We start from the raw sequence: 16,535 nt of genomic DNA, 5'->3' as shown, positions 1-16,535 counted from the left end.
GCAGATCGGCATAGTTCAGCATCGGGCCGGTGAGTTCCGGCGCCGTCAGAAATGGGCATCTGCTCGCTTTGCGGCGTCGGCCAGTTGAGCATGGTGCATCGTCATGCCGCAATCCCTTCTTGCGCCTCGCCTTCGGCATCGGCCTGAAGGCCAAGCAGGAAATCGGCGGCCTTCGAAGCGAGGCTGGCGGCACGGAATATAGCGCGGTTGTCCTCGCGCAGCACCTTCAGCCATGAGCCGATGTAATCGGCGTGACGCACGGTCGGCTCGATGCCGAGATTGCTGCAGACGAAGGCGGCAGTGATTTCGGCGACCAATTCTTCACGCGCGTAGGCCTTGGAGCCGAACGAGCCGGAGAGGTCGCGAGCAAGCCGCGTCGGGTGGCCGGTCCAGTGGCCAAGCTCGTGAAAGCAGGTCCGGTAATAGTCGATCTGCTGATGGAACGCTGGCTGCGGCGGCACCTGAATGTGGTCGCTGCCCGGCATGTAGAAAGCGCGATCGCCGCCGACCCTGAAATCCGCACCGCTGGCGCGAATCAGGGTTTCGGCCTGCGGCACGATCTCGCACTGAGGCAGCGGCTCGGCGGGGGCATGGAGGGGTTCCGGAAGACTGTCGCACTGCGCGACATTGAAGACGGTGAAGCGCTTCAGAAAAGGCACGGCCTGTGGTGCATCGCCCTCGTGGCGTGCGCGCTCCTTCTCGTCCTTGGGGACAAAGCGGTCGGCATGCACGATGGTCGTGCCGCGCTCGCCTTTCCTGACATTGCCGCCCAGGGCAAGCGCCTGCCGGAAGGTCAGCCAATTCTGGCTGGGATAGCTGCGCTCGATGACGGCGCCCCACAGGATGAGGATATTGATGCCGGAATAGCTGCGCCCCGTGGACGCATTCCTCGGCAGGCCAAGGCCTGCTTTTGCGCTGCCCCATGGCTTGACCCATGGCACGGTACCGCGCTCCAGCTCGGCAATGATGCCGTCTGTGATCTCCTGATAGAGGCTGGCGCCCGGGCGCCTGCCCTTGCCTGCGCCAGCCTCTCCGCTGGTGGTACGCTTGCTGTTTGCATGCATCGTTTCATCCTCCGCTCACCAATCGCCGCGCCTTTCCCCGGAAGCGGGGTGGGCGGCGAGTCGCGACCGGAAAGGCCCGCCGTGGTAGGCGGATCGCATCCGAAGGACCGGAACGAAGAGGAGGACCCTGACCGGCACGCGAAGGGTTGCGGGCTGCCGCGGCGGGCCTAGAAGGGAGTGCCGCCCACCCCGCGCCGCCGGGAAAGGCCAACAGACAAACCGCGCCGCCCGCAAGGGCGGCGGCCGTCACAGCCCGAAGGGCTGCCCACGCCAAGGGGCGAAGCCGAATGGCCGAGACCGCCTGAGCTTGCCGAAGAAAAGCGGGCTCGGTTCACGAGCACCTGGTGCGCGTCGTCAGGCGCGCGGGCGCAGCCAAGTTTTTTCGCACATGGTCAGGCGGCGCAGTTACGTCGAGAACCCACAGGCACCGCCGCCGTGCGCGCGGCTTCCTCCGAAAACCAGCGCTTGGCATTGTCCTAGACAATATTCCTGTCCGGATCATGATAGATGCGGCGCGCCCGCTAGGACCGGAGGCTGGACAGAATCTCGCACGGATCAGCGTCAATGGCCGCAGTTATGTCGAGAAACTCGATGACGTCCAGACGCCGCTCTGCGCCCTCGTACTTGGCCACGAAGGATTGGGGACGACCAAGCTTGTCAGCCAGCTGCTCCTGGGTCAGGCCTTTGGCCTTGCGCAGCGAAACCAGCTGGGCCAGAAACCGCTGGTGGCGGGGCGATCGAAGGGATTTGGGCATGGAGGCGAACCGGTCGGGTAAAGACCGGATCAGCGACTAATCCCGGTTTCGGATTATCCCATTTTGGGATATACTGCGTGCGCTCACAGGCGAGGTTCGCAGGCATGAATGGACCAATGGGAACAGATGAGACTCGAAGCTCAACTTTGAGCGATGAAGTCCCCTGGTCGGAGAACCTCACGAGCTACGACAGGGAGCATTTCACAATCTACCTGCGGATCCTGGATGCCTGCGCCGACAATGCCAGCGAAAAGGAGATGGCCGAGCGCATTCTCGGCATCGACCCGTCCATTGACCCGGTCCGCGCCCGCAAAGCTCTTCGCAGCCATATCGACCGTGCGAACTGGATGGTGACGACCGGCTACAAGGAACTGTTCGCCGGCTGATGCACAACGCCCACTGCCACGTGTTTCGAGCAGGCAAGTCTCTGTAGCCAAATTCGGCAGCGCACGGCCGCGACAGCCGGCGCGGCGGGAGCGGTCACAACTGGTTCGCGTGCTGTTTGACTGCCATTTCCAGTGCTTGCATCAAAGGCACAGCCTTGGAGAAGAGGAAGCCTTGAGCGGTTCGGCAGCCAAGCTTGTGCAGGGTTTGCCGATCCGCCTCTGTTTCGACGCCCTCGGCCATGACCTCGATCCCGAGCATCTCACCGAGTTCGATGACCGATTTGACAAGCAGTCGGTCCTCTCGGGACTTGGCCAAGCCGCGAATGAAGCCCTGGTCTATTTTCACCTTGCGTATCCGACGGTCCTTGAGAGATGCCAAGGTAGAAAAGCCGGTGCCGAAGTCATCGAGCGCGATGGAAATACCGGCATGTGAAAGCCGTCCGAGCTTTTCATCCACTCTGTCCGGGTCCACCGGCGATTCTTCGGTAATCTCGATTTCGAACATCGTCGCAGGCAGGCCTCTTGCCGCCAGACCATGCAGAACCATGTCGTCGATATCGCCGGCTTCCAGTTCGCGAGGGGAAACATTCATCGCCACACGAATGTTACGACAGTCAGCCTTCACCAAGCCGTCGATAAAAGCACAACAGTCGGCGAATACGGTTTGCGTCAGCAGCTGAAGCATTCCGGTTTCGCGTGCGGCTGTGATTATTTCGGGTGGAGAGATGGCACCATGCGTCGGATGGCACCATCTCAGCAAGGCTTCAAAACCGACCACGGTCTCGGTTTCGAGTTTCACGATCGGCTGGAACCAAGGTTGCAATTGTCCCGTCTTTATCGCCGAATGAAGATCCCGTTCGATGGACTGGCGACGTTGCAGTTCCCTGTCGAGTTCGGCATCGAACAGGCAAAATTCGTTCCTGCCATGGCGCTTGGCCGTATACAGGGCGATATCCGCCCGCAACAACATTTCAGTCAGGCTCGGCGTCTGCGCCAAGTATATCCCTATCGATGCCCCGACCCGCACGGACGCGACCTCGATATAGGGGCGAGCAATTTTGGCTATGATATTGGAGGCGAGATCACTGGCAGAAAGCGAAGCTCTCGTTGAGGGAAAAACCAGCACGAATTCATCGCCGCCGATACGAGCGAGCGTTGAGCCTTCGGGTGCTTCCTGCTCTATGCGGCGGGCGATCATGACAAGCAGTTCATCACCGGTCCTGTGACCGTAGGTGTCGTTGACAGATTTAAAGCCGTCCAGATCAATCAGCATTGCCACGAAGGGGCCATCCGCGGTCTTGAACCGACCGATGGCGTGTTCGAGGCCCCGCCTGTTGAGAAGGGCGGTCAGATGGTCCTCCTTGGAGTTGCGCTCCATTTCCGACGCAAATCGCTCTGCCTCATGTCTCAGGCGGCTTGCTTCGCGGAAGCGCGCCTGCCCAACAAACGAAGCTCGGACCAAGCCGCCCATGAAGAGCAGAACGGTGGAAGCCAGAATGTAGCGTTCAAAATTGCCTTTCGCCAAAAGGCACGCGACCGTGATGAGGAGTGGAGGTGTGATGAAGCTGGTCGCCGCCGCGGCATACGAACTGCCATATGTAACCGCACCAGCTGAAATGCCCGCCAGTATGACCAGATGCATCGGTGCTTGTGGTGTTGTGTATCCAACAGTCAGGACGGCCGGGAAGGACCAGGCAAACCCTGCCAGAAGGGCAAGGACGCCAAACATGCGAAGGCGCGGCAAAACGCCAAGCAAATCCTGATGGCGCCCCGTTTCCTTTAGCTGAAAACGGGCGAGTGCAAGCCGGGCGGCATTTAGCGCATTGACGACCAGGAACCAGCTTGCAGCGGCAAAGCCGCCGCCAGAAAGGACCTGCACCGCGCAAATCAGGCCTGACAGGATCGCGCTTATCGGCATCGACACGAAGAGCCCGGCCCTCAGGTCAGCAAGCTGATCCTGACGGATTTTGGCCTCCAGCGATTCTTCTTCCTTTAGGGGTGCCATGAATGGACCAGCTTGCTTGCGTCGTTGTTCGCGAGGACCAAACCTATGCAAGCCCACTGAAGGACGGGTTAACTACCCAGCGAGGGTAACCAGTGCGCTCACCATGCTTCGGGTCACACCTTTGGCTTAGCATTGCCGAACCATCAAGGCTTCGCCCGCGCGCGTGCCTTGATCCGAATCATGCCATGATCGGCAACGTCACCAGGAGACAGCCTTGCCCCGCGACGACGCGCGCCAGCAAGACAATGAAGCCTCGCCGAGACAGCGTTCCAGAGCGGCAGCGCTCTGTGCGATTCACCGCCTGAGCATGGCCGAAATGCCATGGCGGACAAAGGGAAGATGTTGGGCAAAGCGGAGCCCAGCATGTCTTGCAAGCCGTGCCGCCGGGTGCTCGCTTGAGTAAAGACCGACAAGCATGTTGGTGGCATGATAGAGCGGCGCCGCCGACAGCCGCAGCCGGCTTTCGTATCTGCCGAGCATGTCGGGATCGGCAATGTCGCGGCGGGTGCGACATGCTGTCAGTATTTTATGAGCGAGTTGCTTCTGGCCGCTGAGGCCGATGTTGAAGCCATGCGCGGTCACCGGGTGCATGCCGATGGCAGCGTCTCCGATCAGTGCCGCACTCGGAGCCGAGAACTTGTGCGCCCAGGTCGTGACCAGCGGATAGGCATGGCGGGTGCTTGCCAGGGTCATCTCTCCGAGACGTCCTCGACACCGGTTCATCAATTCCATGAGGAACAATTCGTCATCGAGAGCAAACAGTCTGTCGGCCTCACTTGAGCGCAAAGTCAGAAGCAGCGACGACACGCCTCCCATGAGCGGCAACATCGCGATGGTCTGATGGTGGTCGAACCATTCGACCGCGATCTGGTGATGGAAGCGCTCGTGCCTCACTCGGCAAATCAGCATGGAGTGGCCAAGCGGATGGATGTTTGCGCCAATGCCGAGCAGGTCGCGCATCGCGGACAAACGCGAATCCGCTGCGACGAGCAGCCGAGCGGCCAATTGCCTGCCATCAGAAAGCGTTATGACCGCCTCGTCTTCGCTATTTGTTGCATTGACGACCGAGTTGCCGCACAGCAGCCGGGCATGGTCCTGGAAGTAGACAATTTTGAACAGGGCATCGCGGATCTGACAATTTGGGACCAGAAATCCGAGTGGTTCCCCAGATCGGCTGAGAGCATCGAAGCACAGGGCGAAAGGGCTCGATCCGTTGAGCACGCGCGCGCCATGAAGCGGTGATTTGTCCGATGCGGGGATGGCGTCCCAGGCGCCGAGCTCGCGCAGGATTCTCACTGATGCGTGGGTCAGCGCGATCTCGCGACCGTCGAAAGCCGGATTCGCCAGGCTGTCGAGCGACTGCCGTTCAACCACTGCCACCTTGAGTTGGCTCCGGGCGAGCGATGCTGCGAAGGCAAGCCCGACCGGCCCAGCTCCGACGACAATGATGTCGAATGTTTCCACAGAGCCGGCCATCAGCGTGCCGCCATAGCGGCTATCTGCGATACGAAGCGCTCTTGAAGCATCGCAATCACCCACGGTTTGCCGCTCATCTCCCCAGCGTCGATAGACATGCGTTCTCCGTTCAGAGACGGGTCAATGAAACCACGCCGTTGAAGAGATAACGCTGATCTGGATCAACCAGGCTCGAGGTTCACGGTCGAGTGGTCGATTGCCGTGAAAAGGTCTGCATGTCTGGGCATTCTGAATGGTCGGCTTCCGAACCGGCGTGCCCCTCCTGGCCAAAGGTTCGGCAACGTATATTGGCTGATCCGTTCTTCGCACGCGCGCCGTATCGTCATGACGCGGGCAATCGCCAGCGAAGACTAGGTCGACTGACGACCAGCATCCGCACAGTCGTTGGCGTCGCCAGCCGGTTCAGCCTCGCGGATCTTCCCGATCGGTAAGGACCCGCTCGGCGGAGCCGTCAAGATCTTCGTATTGGCCGCTCTTCAAGGTCCACAGGAAGCCCCGGTCCAAGCCCCACCAAAACAGGCAGCGGCCATCGCATTTCCGTCAGGACGGGCGTCTTGCTGCCGACAGCGTGCTCGCCAACCATGACGGCGCTATACGCCGGAGGAACTCGCCGAAGGCCTCATGTAAAGTGATGTGGAAGGGAGCAGAACCAAAGGGACTCTGCTCCGCGTGCCCGCTTTTTTCGCAGCTACGAAACGCTCACCGAGAACGGATCCGTACTGAGGAGGAGGCCGTCCTTGACTTGCCCGACGCCGGCAACCTTCTCAGCCGCAACGATCGCTGCCTTCCGTTGACGCTCGTCGACAATCGTCCCCTTCAGTTCGACGACGCCGTCGCTGACCCTCACATCGATCAAGTCACCACCGCTCCAGGTTTGTGACTGCAGTTCGGCAAGGATAGCCTTGCGGATACGGTCGTCATCGGGTGGAGTGGTGCCCTGTTTCGGCATGGCGCGGATCAGGACAAGCAGCAAATCAGTTCGCGTGATGATGCCGACGACCCTGTCCCGATCGACAATCGGCACATTGTTGATGCGATGTTGCATCATCAGGTCGACAATATCTGCAATCGAGGCGCCAGGAGGCGCCGAGATGACGGGTGTGGTCATCACCTGATGGATGATCCGTCCGTTCGAGCGCGCATAGTCTTCGGCGACTGTGCCCGGGCCAAGATCAAACTCCAGCCAGCGCGGACGCACACGCTGGGTGCCAAGTTCCTCTCGGCGCAAGAAGTCGCTTTTGCTTACAATGCCAACCAGGGCACCGTCGCTGTCCGTTACCGGGAGGCAGCTGACTTCGTTTGAAATCATGAGCTCGGCCGCTTCGGCGATCGTCGCGTTCGTATCCGTCGTGATGACTGACTTCGTCATGATGGCTTCGGCTTGCATCCTCACCCTCCTGATCTTTCGTCGGACGACGATAGGACATCCCGACCCGCGGCGCGTTGATCTGAGTCACTTGGAACGAGTGGCATTCTCCGCGCCGTCGTCGCTGTCGGTGAGAATGCGCTCCGCCGCGCCATCGAGATCCTCGTACTGGCCGCTTCTCAACGCCCACACGAAGCCGGACAGGCCGAGTGCGCCAAGGAACAGCGCCACCGGAATGAGATAGGCGAGCGTCGTCATGAGGATCGGGCCAAGGCGCCGGCCCGCGCGGGCCTGTCCTGCCGCGCAGTTTCGGACGACGCACCCGTTGCGATGCCTTGCAGACGCATCGCATTTCCAATCACAAGCAATGACGAGGCAGACATCGCGACCGCCGCGATCAGAGGCGTAACATGACCCAGAATGGCGATCGGCACGGCCACAGCATTGTAAACGGTCGCAATTGTTATGTTCTGTCGGATCAGGCTTGCCGCCTTGCGCGACACGTCCAGCGCCAGCGGGATCGCCAAGAGGCTTTCGCGCAGAAAAACGAAGTCGGCTCTATTGCGGCCAATGTCGGCGGCCGTGGCGGGTGCGATCGAGACATGCGCGGCGCTCAGCGCTGGTGTGTCGTTGAGCCCATCGCCAACCATCACAACCTTGTGCCCGTCTCTCGCCAGGCTCTCGATGCGTTCAACCTTGCCGGACGGCAGCAGGCAGGGAACGAAGTGATCGACACCAAGCGCGTCCGCAACCTCTGCGCAGGCTTTCGCGGTGTCGCCCGACAGCATCTCCACGCTCATACCAGCGTTGTGCAATTGATCGATGGCTGCCCTGGTATCGACGCGCAGCGCATCCTCGAAATGGAAGGTCGCGACGATGATCCCGTCTTTCGTCAGAACCGTCCCGCCGTAGCCATGTTTGCCTTCGCCGCCGGTTCGTGCCTTCCAGCCAGCCCATCCGCGTCTACCCAGCCGCCAGGTGCTACCGGCGGCTGTGGCTTCGATCCCGAAACCCGGGTGCTCGGTCACCGCGTCGAATTTGTGCTGGCTGCTGCTGACGGCAAAGCTGGCAATGGCCTTTGAATATGGATGACGCGAATGCGCGGCCAAGTCGGCAGCGATTGCCAGCATGGCGGGATTGATCGACGACGTGTTGACGAGCCTGGGCTGGCCAAGCGTGAGCGTTCCGGTCTTGTCGAACACGGCTGTATCGATCGTTGCCAGGCGCTCCATGGCCGAGCCGTCCTTGACCATGATGCCGCTTTCAAACAGGCGCCGTGCGGCCACCACCTGAACGATTGGAACGGCGAGGCCAAGCGCGCAGGGGCACGTGATGATGAGAACAGCGATGGCGATCGTCATCGCCCGGTGCCAGTCGCCAGTCACCGCCATCCAGCCCAGGAACGTCACGAAGGCGGTGAGATGAACCACGGGCGCGTAGAGTGCCGACACGCGATCGGCGATCCGGCGGTAATGCGCGCGGCCGCCCTCCGCGGCTTCCATCAGCCGAACCATTTCCGCCAGGAACGAATCCTTTGCGGCAGCTGTGGCTTTGATCGTCAGCGGGCCGGTGAGGTTGAGTACGCCGGCCTGCACGGTATCATCTGGCGCCACGCTTCTGGGCTTGCTCTCGCCCGAGACCAGAGAGCAGTCCACGTCCGATGTCCCGCGCGCGATCTTGCCATCGACGGGGATCCTTTCGCCGGCCGCAATCAGCAGCAGCATGCCCTGTTCGATCTCGCCCACCGGCAGATAGTCGCGTGCGCCATCGCCGCGCAGCACCATGGCGCCACGCGCGGCGAGCTGTGAGAGGCCCTTGACGGCGGTGCGGGCGCGTTCGCGCATCACGTGATCCAGCGTGCGGCCGATCAGAAGGAAGAACAGCAGCGACACCGATGCGTCGAAATAGGCGTGGTCGCCATGGGTGATCGTCTCATATAGGCTCATGGCGTAGGCCAGCGACACGCCGACCGCGATCGGCACGTCCATGTTCATGCGGCCGTGGCGCAGTGCATTCCAGGCCGACTTGAAGAAGATGCCGCCGGCGAAGGCGAGTGCGGGTATGGCGATCAGCGCCGAGACCCAGTGGAACAGGTCGCGGGTCGCACCTTCGGCGCCGGACCAGACCGATACCGAGAGCAGCATGATGTTGCCTGCCGCAAAGCCGGCAACAGCGACGGCGCGGATGAGCTCCGACAGCGTCTTGTCCTTTGTATCGGTGTCGGCTTCGAACAAATGCGCCTGGTAGCCGAGCCGCCCCAGCACGGCGACCAATGGCGGAACCTCGCCCCCGCGCCATCGGACCGAGACCCGCTTCGTTGACAGGTTGACGCGTGCGGCCTCGACATGATCAAGTTTTCCCAACGCCGTCTCAATCGTCTGGATGCAGGCGCCGCAATGAACCGTCGGGACCGAAAGATCAGTTTGATGGAGACCATCGCCAAGCGATCGGCTTGCAAGCCTGACTTCCTGGCTGGAAGGCAGGACGGATGTGCCCGTGTCCAGATCCAACGCCATTTCAGCACCAGGTGCACAACAACTCATTTGAGCGCTCCATGGGAGATCATGATCCTGCGCACATCGCGATAAGATCTTGCCAGGCCGGCATCGGCGTCGATTTCAACGATCCACACTCCATCCCTTGGCATGTGTTGGGCTGCAAACTCCTGGCCCGAGGCGAGGGCGAGCTTGATGGACTCATCCTCTTTCTCGTAAGCGGGATGGCGAAACAGCACCTTCACGCCATGCAAAGAAACCGGCTTGCCGGCGGCGTCGGTGAGGCTGTAGCGGACTTCGCCCCCTGCGATGGTCAGCTTGCCGGTCCAGCCGAGGGCTGCCTGCGCGCGCCCTTCCTCGGCCTTCCTGTTGAATTGCTGGCTCGCCACATAGGTGTTTTCGACAACGAGGCCGGTCCAGCTTGTGTTGGCGAGCGTCGCCATCGTCAGATTGACCGCGATGACCACGCCGAAGAAGGCAAGGATGATGGCCAACATGTGCCTGCCGGTGAATTCCCGGGATTTTCGCGTGGTGGCGTTCATCTGGCGATCTCCGGCGCGTTGAATGTGGCGGTGTATTCGTTCGATTCGAAACTCGCTTTGTCCTCGACACGGAGTGTGAAGGTCTGCGCCTGGCCATGAATCTGATCGGCAGGCAGGCGCACGAAAACCTTCAACATCTTCAGCCGGTCGGGTTCGACCTGGATCGCAAAAGAGCGATCGGCGGGGAGGTCGACACCAACGATGCTCATCTCTGCGCCTGGCAAGCCCCCTATAGTGACGATGATCGTTCTTGGTTCGGGGATCATGTTCAGCAGCTTGACGGTGTAGCCATTGCGGATGGAGCCGTCGGACAGCTTCACGAATTGCGGGTTGCGGTCGTGCAAGACATTGATCTCGAGCCGATCGCGCGTCAGCAGCGAATAGAGCAGGCCCAGGCCGATCAGCGACCACATAGCCATGTACACGTAGGTGCGCGGCCGAAAGATCTTGCGGATATGGAAATGCGCCACCTTTTCGGAAAACAGGCCGTCGTCCGTTCTGACCAGCGACGGATTGACCGGACTGGCGCCGCCCGCGGTCGCCAGCATCATGTTGGCGTTATAGTCGGAGAGCGTCGCATAGGAGATCAGCCCGCGCTCCTTGCCGAGCTTGTCCATGACGCAGTCGCAAGCGTCGATGCAGAGCGCGCAGGTGATGCATTCGAGCTGCTGGCCATCGCGAATGTCGATCCCCATCGGACAGACAGCGACGCAGGCATTGCAGTCGACGCAATCGCCAACTGGCTGCCCTGCGGCCTGGACCTTCTTGGCATGACGCGTGCGCGGTTCGCCGCGCCAGTCATTGTAGGTGACTGTCAGGGAATTCTCGTCGAGCATGGCTGCCTGGATGCGCGGCCAGGGGCACATATAGGTGCAGACCTGCTCGCGCATCAGTCCGCCGAACGTGTAGGTCGTCGCCGTCAGCACGGCGACGGTGATGTAGGCGACAGGCGCTGCCGTGCCCGTGAAGAGTTGGCCGAGCAGCGTTGGCGCATCGGCGAAATAAAAGATCCAGGCGCCACCGGTCAGCGCGCCTATGACCAGCCAGATGGCGTGTTTCGACACCCGTAGCGCCAGCTTGCGGGCGGTCCAGGGACTGGCATCGAGCTTGATACGAGCATTACGATCGCCTTCGATGGCCCGCTCCAACACCAGGAACAGATCGACCCATACGGTCTGTGGGCATGTGTAGCCGCACCAGGCACGGCCGACAGTCGATGTGATCAGGAAGAGTCCAACGCCGGCCATGACCAGAAGGCCTGCCACATAGTAAAATTCCTGCGGCCATATCTCGATGAAGAAGAAATAGAAGCGCCGGTTGGCGACATCCAGCAGCACCGCCTGATCCGGAGCAAAAGGGCCACGGTCCCAGCGCAGCCACGGCGTCAGATAGTAGATGCCAAGCGTGACCGCCATCACCAGCCATTTGAACTGGCGAAAGCTGCCCGAAGCCCGCTTTGGGAAGATCTTCTTGCGCGCGGCATACATTGGCTGGCGCACCTTGGCGGAGTTGACCGGCGTAGGTTCGATCCGTTCTATTTGCGTGTTATCAAGCACGAGAAGCTCCAGTCACCAGCGACGATTTCGCCGGAAGCCGACTCATCGGTTCTGGATGATGCCGAGGCCCGGCTTGCGCCGGGCCTCGTCGCTTGGCGGGAGGGGGAGGACGAGAATAGGCTTCTTTCCTATTCTCCGCCGCCAAGCGAATGGATGTAGACCGCCAGTTCCTTGACCTTGATCTCGCCGAGGCGCGCGCCCCAAGCCGGCATCACGCCGTGTTTCGGTGCGGTTACCTGGGCGGCGATGGCCGCTTCGCCTGACCCGTAGAGCCAGATGGCGTCGGTCAGATCTGGAGCGCCGAGTTCCTTGTTGCCTTTTGCATTGTCGCCATGACAGGCGACGCAATTTTCGGCAAAGACCCTTGCGCCCGACGCGACCAATGCCTGATCGCTGACGGCCCCCGACAGACTGGCGGCGTAGGCGCTGACCTGTTGGATCTGGTCGGCGGTGATGATGTCGGCAAAGGCCGGCATTTCCGACAGGCGCGTATCCGGATCGGAGGCGAAGCGGATGCCATGCGTGATCGTCTGCTGAATCTGCTCCGCCTTGCCGCCCCACAGCCAGTCGTCGTCATTGAGGTTGGGGAAGCCCTTTGAGCCTTGGGCGCCGGAACCATGGCACTGCACGCAATTGAGCTTGAACGCGGCACCGCCGGCGGCGACGGCAAATTCGCGCAGCGTGTCGTCCGCCGCGATCTCCGAAACACTTTTCGCTTCTATCGCGGCGACATATTTGCCCTTGGCGGCTTCAGCCTTGGACAACTCGTTCCCGACATCGTTGCGGCTGGAATAGCCGAGCACACCCTTGGTTGCCGTGTGCAGCAGAGGCCATGCCGGATAGGCGATGGTGTAGCCGATCGCCCAGACTATGGTGATGTAGAACGTCCAGACCCACCAGCGCGGAAGCGGGTTGTTGAGCTCGCGAATGCCGTCCCACTCATGACCGGTCGTCGAGATGCCGGAAACCTCGTCAATGTGATCGCTGCTCATGATCAGTCCTCCTTCAGAGGAATTTGAGCTGCTTCGCCGGCTTGCCTGCGGCTGCCGGGACGAAGTGCAAAGGCAACGGATCCGATGAAGAAAAGAGCCATGGCAAGTAGGCCCCAGCTGTCGGCAAACTCCCGCATGAAATTGTACGTCATCGCCATTGTCCTCAGCGGTAACCGGCGGTCTCATCGTAGTTCTTGAAATCGACGAGCGTGCCCAGCATCTGGAGATACGCTACCAGCGCGTCCATCTCCGTCACCTGCTGCGGATTGCCGTCGAAATCCCCGATCTTGGCCTTGCGATAGCGCGCCTCGAGGCCGGACGTGTCAGCGTTGGGATCAGCCTGCGTCATCAGATCGGCGTTAGCATGCGCGATCATGTCATCGGTGTAAGGGGCACCGACACGCCTGTTTGCGACCAGATGCGTCGAGAAGTCCTTCACCGCGATCGGCTTGTCCTTCAGGAAGGCATAGCTCGGCATGATCGATTCCGGCACCACGGACCGTGGATCTGTCAGGTGATCCACGTGCCACAGGTTGGAATAGCGGTCGCCCACACGAGCGAGGTCCGGTCCGGTACGCTTCGATCCCCACTGGAAGGGATGATCGTACATCGACTCGGCCGCCAGGCTGTAGTGGCCGTAGCGCTCAACCTCGTCACGGAACGGCCTGATCATCTGGCTGTGGCAGAGGTAGCAACCCTCGCGGACATAGATGTTGCGCCCGGCAAGTTCGAGCGGTGAGTAAGGTCGCATGCCTTCGACCTTCTCGATCGTGTTATCGAGATAGAAGAGCGGCGCGATCTCGACGATGCCGCCGATTGTCACGACCAGCAGCGACCCGAGGAGAAGAAGTGTAGCGTTCTTCTCGATCAGTGCGTGTCTGTTCATCAACCTCATTTTCTGTCTCATCATCGCGCAAGCTGGAGGGCGGGAGTGGAGCGCGGCATCGGATCCTCCTCGCGCCGGTAGCCGAGGATGGTCATTGTGATGTTCCAGGCCATGATGAGGGCGCCGGAGAGGTACATGGCTCCGCCGATGGCACGCATGACATAGTAGGGGTGCATGGCTGCCACGGTTTCGGCGAAGGAGTAGACCAGGAAGCCCTGTTCGTCGTATTCGCGCCACATCAGGCCCTGCATGATGCCGGACACCCACATCACCGCGGCGTAGACGACGATGCCGAGCGTCGCCAGCCAGAAGTGCCAGGTGACGAGCCTGAGCGAATAGAGGCGTTCACGGTTCCAGAGTCTCGGCACCATGAAGTAGATTGCGCCAAACGAGATCATGCCGACCCAGCCGAGTGCGCCCGAATGGACGTGTCCGATGGTCCAGTCGGTGTAGTGCGACAACGAGTTGACCGTCTTGATCGACATCATCGGGCCTTCGAAGGTCGACATGCCGTAGAAGGCGATGGCCATCACCATCATGCGGATGACGGGATCGGTGCGCAGCTTGTCCCAGGCGCCCGACAGCGTCATCAGGCCGTTGATCATGCCGCCCCATGACGGCATCCACAGCATGATCGAGAACACCATGCCGAGCGTCTGCGCCCAATCGGGCAAGGCGGTGTAGTGCAAATGATGGGGTCCAGCCCAGATGTAGAGAAAGATGATTGCCCAGAAATGGACGATCGACAGGCGGTAGGAATAGACGGGCCGGTTGGCCTGCTTGGGCACGAAATAATACATCATGCCGAGAAAGCCGGCTGTGAGGAAGAAGCCCACGGCGTTGTGGCCATACCACCATTGCGTCAGGGCATCCTGGACCCCGGAAAACGCGGAGTAACTCTTGGAACCCCGAAATGAAGCCGGCATCGACAGGTTGTTGATCACATGCAGCATCGCGATGGTGACGATGAAGGACAGGTAGAACCAGTTGGCGACGTAGATGTGGGGTTCCTTGCGCTTCAGGATGGTGCCGAGGAACAGGATGAGATAGGCGACCCAGACGATGGTCAGCCAGATGTCCACATACCATTCGGGTTCCGCGTATTCGCGGCTCTCGGTGATGCCGAGCAGGTAACCGGTCGCGGCCATGACGATGAAGAGCTGGTAGCCCCAGAATACGAACCAAGCGAGGTCGCCACCGAACAGCCGAGCGCGGCAGGTGCGTTGGACGACATAGAGAGACGTGCAAAGCAATGCGTTGCCGCCGAAGGCGAAGACGACGCCCGAGGTGTGCAGAGGCCGCAAACGGCCAAAGTTGAACCAGGGCTGGATGTTGAGGTCGGGATAGGCAAGCTGCAGCGCGATGACCACGCCGACAAGCATGCCGATGACACCCCAGAACATGGTGGCGATGGCGCCATAGCGGATTGGCCCGTCCATGTAAGCGGACGGGTCGATCGGCGCGGCAGGCTTGAACTCAGTGCTGCGCAGTAGGATCGCAGTGAAGCCAGCCAAGGCGAGGAACAAGACCCACATGTGCTGGCGAAAGGGTTCATCCACCCCAGCGCCAGCCGCCACCAAAGCCGCGAATGCGAACAGGCTTAGAAGCACAATTTCTTTGCCGAATTTCATCGCAAGCCCCGATTTCCAATTCCGGCGGACGCCAAACTGCGGTGCCTTATTGCGCAGCCGTGGCCTGCTCGCCCTGATCCATGTCAGAGCCGCACCATTTTGCTCGAGCAGCATCGAGTTCGGTGCGATCAGACTGTGGCGATCGAATGTGGCAGCGCAGCACCGGCCGCCCGTTTATGGACAGGCCCGGCGTCCCCGGTCGGGCCCCGGGTACGGAGGCGATCGCGGGCGTGTGGGGGAGCGCACCTTCTGCGACGCTGGAAAGCAGGCCGATGCCTTACCGAACGTCGATCGTTTCAATGCCTTGGAACAGCCAGCGCCAGAGTTGCGCTGCCTTCGTGACATTCATGGTTTGGGGAGACGGCGATTTTCCCCTGCGTATGAGGCGTATTGACTTCGGCCAAGTGTGGATGCTTCGCCGACGAGCCAAAACGCAACTGGCGCATAGATCGGATGGAGAACGGGCTGTCGCTACGCGACTTCTTCTGAGCCCAACGCGAGCATGCCCTGCCCGGAACGAAGTAAGTGACGGGGGCCATGCAGCTTCGTGTCATTCAACGGCAGTTGCGCCTCGGCCGCCGCAGCGCCGTTCCAGCCGGCTCATGCTGTCCACGGTGACACGGCGGTTGTTCTCGATCCGAATCACGCCGTCCATTCTCAGGCTGGTCAGCTGACGGCTCACGGTCTCGTTTGTGATTCCAAGGAAATCAGAAATGTCGGCACGCGTCATCGGCAGCTCGAAGCACGCCGACCTAGCCGCCGGGTCAACATTGGAGTCGATGTTCCGGGCAATCATGAGGAGAAAGCTCGCCACCTTCTCTGGTGCGGTCTTGCGCCCCAGAGTCACCATCCATTCGCGTGCCTCGTCGAGTTCGTTCAGCGCCTGCTTGAGCAGACGATGCACAAATTCCGGTGACTGCTTCATCATCCGTTCAATGGCCGCTCTCGGAAACGAGCATAGCGAGACAGCTGTTGCCGCTTCCGCATTGATCACACTTTTTATCTTGAAGGGCCGTCCCAGAAAATCCGGCGCGAACTGCAGACCGACGATCTGCTGGCGGCCGTCCGAAAGGCTCTTCGTGAGCTTCACCACGCCTGAAAGCACGTTTGAATAACAGTCGACCGCCTCGGCGTCGCCGATCAGTTCGACCCCCGGCTCGATATTGTGCCGCGACGACGTCTTGGCGAGCTGAGCCAAATCGTCTGGCTCGAGCGCGCCACAGACACCGCGGCGCCGTGCCTCGCAAGGCAGGCAAAGAACGGGAATGCCGGAACTGTGAATATCCTGCCTTAATGTCATTCGATCGCTCTACCGGTCCAGTGCTGGCAGGATAGCAATCCACGGTAGAAAAATCCTTGCGGCAGTTTGTCCGTGCTGAAG

The 16,535-nt window shown here is 60.9% G+C and carries 15 protein-coding genes and 1 pseudogene; 1 reads left to right on the top strand and 15 read right to left on the bottom strand.

Features of this window, described 5'->3' with window-relative positions; all coding sequences use genetic code 11:
• Positions 1 to 101: 101 nt before the first annotated feature.
• Both NKJ89_RS10855 and NKJ89_RS10850 read right to left on the bottom strand, forming a co-directional pair.
• Positions 102 to 1,064, bottom strand: coding sequence for an ArdC family protein (locus tag NKJ89_RS10855; RefSeq protein ID WP_352602263.1), 963 nt, complete (start codon positions 1,062 to 1,064; stop codon positions 102 to 104).
• A 521-nt stretch (positions 1,065 to 1,585) separates the two neighbouring features.
• Complete coding sequence (locus NKJ89_RS10850) at positions 1,586 to 1,819, bottom strand: helix-turn-helix domain-containing protein (protein ID WP_023735803.1); 234 nt, start codon at positions 1,817 to 1,819, stop codon at positions 1,586 to 1,588.
• A 104-nt stretch (positions 1,820 to 1,923) separates the two neighbouring features.
• On the opposite strand from NKJ89_RS10850, the gene NKJ89_RS10845 reads away from it, so the two are divergent.
• The gene (locus tag NKJ89_RS10845; protein ID WP_081731037.1) at positions 1,924 to 2,205 is read left to right on the top strand and encodes a DNA -binding domain-containing protein; all 282 of its coding nucleotides are present in this window, start codon (positions 1,924 to 1,926) and stop codon (positions 2,203 to 2,205) included.
• A gap of 94 nt (positions 2,206 to 2,299) precedes the next feature.
• Here the strand turns inward: NKJ89_RS10845 and NKJ89_RS10840 are convergent, their stop codons facing one another.
• The 13 genes and pseudogenes from NKJ89_RS10840 to NKJ89_RS10780 all read right to left on the bottom strand — a co-directional run bounded on the left by NKJ89_RS10840 (position 2,300) and on the right by NKJ89_RS10780 (position 16,454).
• Positions 2,300 to 4,210, bottom strand: a complete 1,911-nt coding sequence (locus NKJ89_RS10840) for a putative bifunctional diguanylate cyclase/phosphodiesterase (protein WP_352602260.1) — start codon at positions 4,208 to 4,210, stop codon at positions 2,300 to 2,302.
• 294 nt (positions 4,211 to 4,504) lie between these two features.
• Positions 4,505 to 5,686 carry a 5-demethoxyubiquinol-8 5-hydroxylase UbiM gene (ubiM, locus tag NKJ89_RS10835; RefSeq protein WP_352602258.1) on the bottom strand — a complete coding sequence of 394 codons (1,182 nt, stop codon included), beginning with the start codon at positions 5,684 to 5,686 and terminating at the stop codon, positions 4,505 to 4,507.
• A 402-nt stretch (positions 5,687 to 6,088) separates the two neighbouring features.
• Positions 6,089 to 6,181, bottom strand: a pseudogene (ccoS, locus tag NKJ89_RS10830) (cbb3-type cytochrome oxidase assembly protein CcoS); the annotation flags it as partial.
• Between the two features lie 193 nt (positions 6,182 to 6,374).
• Positions 6,375 to 7,073: a CBS domain-containing protein gene (locus NKJ89_RS10825; protein ID WP_352602256.1), complete on the bottom strand. Its 699-nt coding sequence runs from the start codon at positions 7,071 to 7,073 to the stop codon at positions 6,375 to 6,377.
• Positions 7,074 to 7,139: 66 nt separating this feature from the next.
• Positions 7,140 to 7,310: a cbb3-type cytochrome oxidase assembly protein CcoS gene (ccoS, locus tag NKJ89_RS10820; protein WP_352602254.1), complete on the bottom strand. Its 171-nt coding sequence runs from the start codon at positions 7,308 to 7,310 to the stop codon at positions 7,140 to 7,142.
• A complete protein-coding gene (locus NKJ89_RS10815; RefSeq protein ID WP_352550296.1) occupies positions 7,307 to 9,595 on the bottom strand; it encodes a cation-translocating P-type ATPase in 2,289 nt (762 codons plus the stop codon). The genes ccoS (NKJ89_RS10820) and NKJ89_RS10815 overlap by 4 nt, the downstream gene beginning before the upstream one ends.
• Positions 9,592 to 10,089: a FixH family protein gene (locus NKJ89_RS10810; protein WP_352550295.1), complete on the bottom strand. Its 498-nt coding sequence runs from the start codon at positions 10,087 to 10,089 to the stop codon at positions 9,592 to 9,594. Before NKJ89_RS10810 ends, NKJ89_RS10815 begins: the two co-directional genes overlap by 4 nt.
• The gene (gene ccoG / locus NKJ89_RS10805; RefSeq protein WP_352602251.1) at positions 10,086 to 11,645 is read right to left on the bottom strand and encodes a cytochrome c oxidase accessory protein CcoG; all 1,560 of its coding nucleotides are present in this window, start codon (positions 11,643 to 11,645) and stop codon (positions 10,086 to 10,088) included. The genes NKJ89_RS10810 and ccoG overlap by 4 nt, the downstream gene beginning before the upstream one ends.
• Before the next feature lie 128 nt (positions 11,646 to 11,773).
• Positions 11,774 to 12,637: a cytochrome-c oxidase, cbb3-type subunit III gene (ccoP, locus tag NKJ89_RS10800; protein ID WP_352596220.1), complete on the bottom strand. Its 864-nt coding sequence runs from the start codon at positions 12,635 to 12,637 to the stop codon at positions 11,774 to 11,776.
• Positions 12,638 to 12,639: 2 nt separating this feature from the next.
• Positions 12,640 to 12,789 carry a CcoQ/FixQ family Cbb3-type cytochrome c oxidase assembly chaperone gene (locus tag NKJ89_RS10795; protein WP_023766610.1) on the bottom strand — a complete coding sequence of 50 codons (150 nt, stop codon included), beginning with the start codon at positions 12,787 to 12,789 and terminating at the stop codon, positions 12,640 to 12,642.
• 11 nt (positions 12,790 to 12,800) lie between these two features.
• Positions 12,801 to 13,532 (bottom strand): cytochrome-c oxidase, cbb3-type subunit II, encoded by a 732-nt coding sequence (gene ccoO, locus NKJ89_RS10790; RefSeq protein WP_352515440.1) that lies wholly within the window; start codon positions 13,530 to 13,532, stop codon positions 12,801 to 12,803.
• Positions 13,533 to 13,543: 11 nt separating this feature from the next.
• Positions 13,544 to 15,154 carry a cytochrome-c oxidase, cbb3-type subunit I gene (gene ccoN, locus NKJ89_RS10785; protein ID WP_352550292.1) on the bottom strand — a complete coding sequence of 537 codons (1,611 nt, stop codon included), beginning with the start codon at positions 15,152 to 15,154 and terminating at the stop codon, positions 13,544 to 13,546.
• Between the two features lie 550 nt (positions 15,155 to 15,704).
• Positions 15,705 to 16,454 (bottom strand): Crp/Fnr family transcriptional regulator, encoded by a 750-nt coding sequence (locus NKJ89_RS10780; RefSeq protein ID WP_352596226.1) that lies wholly within the window; start codon positions 16,452 to 16,454, stop codon positions 15,705 to 15,707.
• Positions 16,455 to 16,535 lie beyond the last annotated feature (81 nt).

This window comes from Mesorhizobium sp. M0047 (genome assembly GCF_040323315.1).
GTDB lineage: Bacteria > Pseudomonadota > Alphaproteobacteria > Rhizobiales > Rhizobiaceae > Mesorhizobium.
Note: the sequence above shows the minus strand (reverse complement) of the source record. Positions and strands in the feature narration are given on the sequence as shown.

Excerpts from the sequence above, each read along its gene's own strand:
- NKJ89_RS10855 (WP_352602263.1), bottom strand. The coding sequence starts at position 1,064 with ATGCATGCAAACAGCAAGCGTACCACCAGCGGAGAGGCTGGCGCAGGC.
- NKJ89_RS10850 (WP_023735803.1), bottom strand. The coding sequence starts at position 1,819 with ATGCCCAAATCCCTTCGATCGCCCCGCCACCAGCGGTTTCTGGCCCAG.
- NKJ89_RS10845 (WP_081731037.1), top strand. The coding sequence starts at position 1,924 with ATGAATGGACCAATGGGAACAGATGAGACTCGAAGCTCAACTTTGAGC.
- NKJ89_RS10840 (WP_352602260.1), bottom strand. The coding sequence starts at position 4,210 with ATGGCACCCCTAAAGGAAGAAGAATCGCTGGAGGCCAAAATCCGTCAG.
- ubiM (WP_352602258.1), bottom strand. The coding sequence starts at position 5,686 with ATGGCCGGCTCTGTGGAAACATTCGACATCATTGTCGTCGGAGCTGGG.
- NKJ89_RS10825 (WP_352602256.1), bottom strand. The coding sequence starts at position 7,073 with ATGCAAGCCGAAGCCATCATGACGAAGTCAGTCATCACGACGGATACG.
- ccoS (WP_352602254.1), bottom strand. The coding sequence starts at position 7,310 with ATGACGACGCTCGCCTATCTCATTCCGGTGGCGCTGTTCCTTGGCGCA.
- NKJ89_RS10815 (WP_352550296.1), bottom strand. The coding sequence starts at position 9,595 with ATGAGTTGTTGTGCACCTGGTGCTGAAATGGCGTTGGATCTGGACACG.
- NKJ89_RS10810 (WP_352550295.1), bottom strand. The coding sequence starts at position 10,089 with ATGAACGCCACCACGCGAAAATCCCGGGAATTCACCGGCAGGCACATG.
- ccoP (WP_352596220.1), bottom strand. The coding sequence starts at position 12,637 with ATGAGCAGCGATCACATTGACGAGGTTTCCGGCATCTCGACGACCGGT.
- NKJ89_RS10795 (WP_023766610.1), bottom strand. The coding sequence starts at position 12,789 with ATGACGTACAATTTCATGCGGGAGTTTGCCGACAGCTGGGGCCTACTT.
- ccoO (WP_352515440.1), bottom strand. The coding sequence starts at position 13,532 with ATGAGGTTGATGAACAGACACGCACTGATCGAGAAGAACGCTACACTT.
- ccoN (WP_352550292.1), bottom strand. The coding sequence starts at position 15,154 with ATGAAATTCGGCAAAGAAATTGTGCTTCTAAGCCTGTTCGCATTCGCG.
- NKJ89_RS10780 (WP_352596226.1), bottom strand. The coding sequence starts at position 16,454 with ATGACATTAAGGCAGGATATTCACAGTTCCGGCATTCCCGTTCTTTGC.